Consider the following 796-nt stretch of genomic DNA (forward strand, 5'->3'; position numbering starts at 1 on the left):
TTTCCCTCCTCTTCCTTTCTTCCTCTTCCTTCTCTCTCTTCCTCTCTCCCCTTTTTCCCTTTTTCCCTCCTAGCTAGACTTCCTTTTGCCGTATTTATCCTCTTTCCTCGTTTTTTCCTCCTCCCCCCCTTCCCCTCCCCCTTTCCTCTTTTCCTCTCCCTTCTCTTTTCTCTTTTTCCCCTTCCCCCTCCCTTCTTCCTCCCTCCTCTTCCCTTCTTCCCACCTCCCTCGCGCGTGCCACAGGGATGCTTCCCCCTTCTCCTTTCCTTCTCCCTTCTCCTTCTTCCCCTTTCCCCCCCTCTTCCCTCCCTTCTCTTTCCGCCCTCCTTTTTCTCCCTTTCCTTTCCTTCTCCCCTTAGACGGCGTCTTCCTCCCTCCCTCCCCCTTTTCCGCCCCCCCCTTCCCCCCTTTCGCCGTTACCCTCCCTGTGTACGTTCTGTTTATGTTTCCCTCCCCTCTTTTCTTCTCTCTTCTTCCTCTTCTCCCTTCCTTCCTTTTCCTCTTCCTTTTCCCCTTTCCCTCTTCTTCCCCTCCTTTTCCTCCTCTTTCTGTGGACACGTTTCCTTTTTCCCTCTCCCTTTTTCCTTCCCTCCCTCCTTCCCTCTTTCCTTTCCTTGCCTCCTTTGGCTCCTGGTTTACCTGTTCCCTTCCCTTCCCCTCTCTTCCCCTCCGGCACACATCCCTCTGTGTCTTCTCTCTCCTTCCTCCCTCCTCCTCTTCCTTTTCTTCTTTTCAGCCGATCGCTATAGAGGCAATGCAGCTTCCCTCCCCTCCCCTCCCCCTCCCTCCCTCCCTT

2 protein-coding genes are annotated in these 796 nt (G+C 54.5%); both read right to left on the reverse strand.

The features are described 5' to 3' along the window. Positions 1-94: 94 nt before the first annotated feature. Positions 95-241 (reverse strand): hypothetical protein, encoded by a 147-nt coding sequence (locus tag E1963_RS23625; protein WP_207669416.1) that lies wholly within the window; start codon positions 239-241, stop codon positions 95-97. Between the two features lie 114 nt (positions 242-355). Next, on the reverse strand, positions 356-796 hold a 441-nt coding region (locus tag E1963_RS23630), incomplete at its 5' end, for a hypothetical protein (RefSeq protein WP_207669417.1).

Origin of the sequence: Extibacter muris, assembly GCF_004345005.1 — a bacterium.
Taxonomy (GTDB): Bacteria; Bacillota; Clostridia; order Lachnospirales; family Lachnospiraceae; genus Extibacter; species Extibacter muris.